The sequence below is a fragment of the Streptomyces sp. CB01881 genome (assembly GCF_002953255.1).
Taxonomy (GTDB): domain Bacteria; phylum Actinomycetota; class Actinomycetes; order Streptomycetales; family Streptomycetaceae; genus Kitasatospora.
The window spans coordinates 2269947-2270502 of the sequence record NZ_CP026498.1; the positions used below are offsets into that span (position 1 = coordinate 2269947).

Here is a 556-nt window from a genome sequence, read left to right on the forward strand (position 1 = left end):
GCGGGTACGGGAATATCAACCCGTTGTCCATCGACTACGCCTGTCGGCCTCGCCTTAGGTCCCGACTTACCCTGGGCAGATCAGCTTGACCCAGGAACCCTTGGTCAATCGGCGCAAGAGTTTCTCACTCTTGTATCGCTACTCATGCCTGCATTCTCACTCGTGTACCGTCCACGACTGGTTTCCACCGCCGCTTCGCCCGGCACACGACGCTCCCCTACCCATCACAGCAGGCGTTGGCCCTTCATGCTGCAATGACACGACTTCGGTGATGTGCTTGAGCCCCGCTACATTGTCGGCGCGGAATCACTTGACCAGTGAGCTATTACGCACTCTTTCAAGGGTGGCTGCTTCTAAGCCAACCTCCAAAGAGTGCGTAATAGCTCACTGGTCAAGTGATTCCGCGCCGACAATGTAGCGGGGCTCAAGCACATCACCGAAGTCGTGTCATTGCAGCATGAAGGGCCAACGCCTGCTGTGATGGGTAGGGGAGCGTCGTGTGCCGGGCGAAGCGGCGGTGGAAACCAGTCGTGGACGGTACACGAGTGAGAATGCA

Annotated in this window: 2 other annotated features (1 of these 2 running past the window's edge). The window is 57.9% G+C overall.

Annotated features, from left to right (window positions below):
- Positions 1 to 97, bottom strand: a sequence feature (23S ribosomal RNA rRNA prediction is too short).
- Between the two features lie 49 nt (positions 98 to 146).
- Positions 147 to 556, bottom strand: a sequence feature (23S ribosomal RNA rRNA prediction is too short) (it continues 240 nt past the right edge of the window).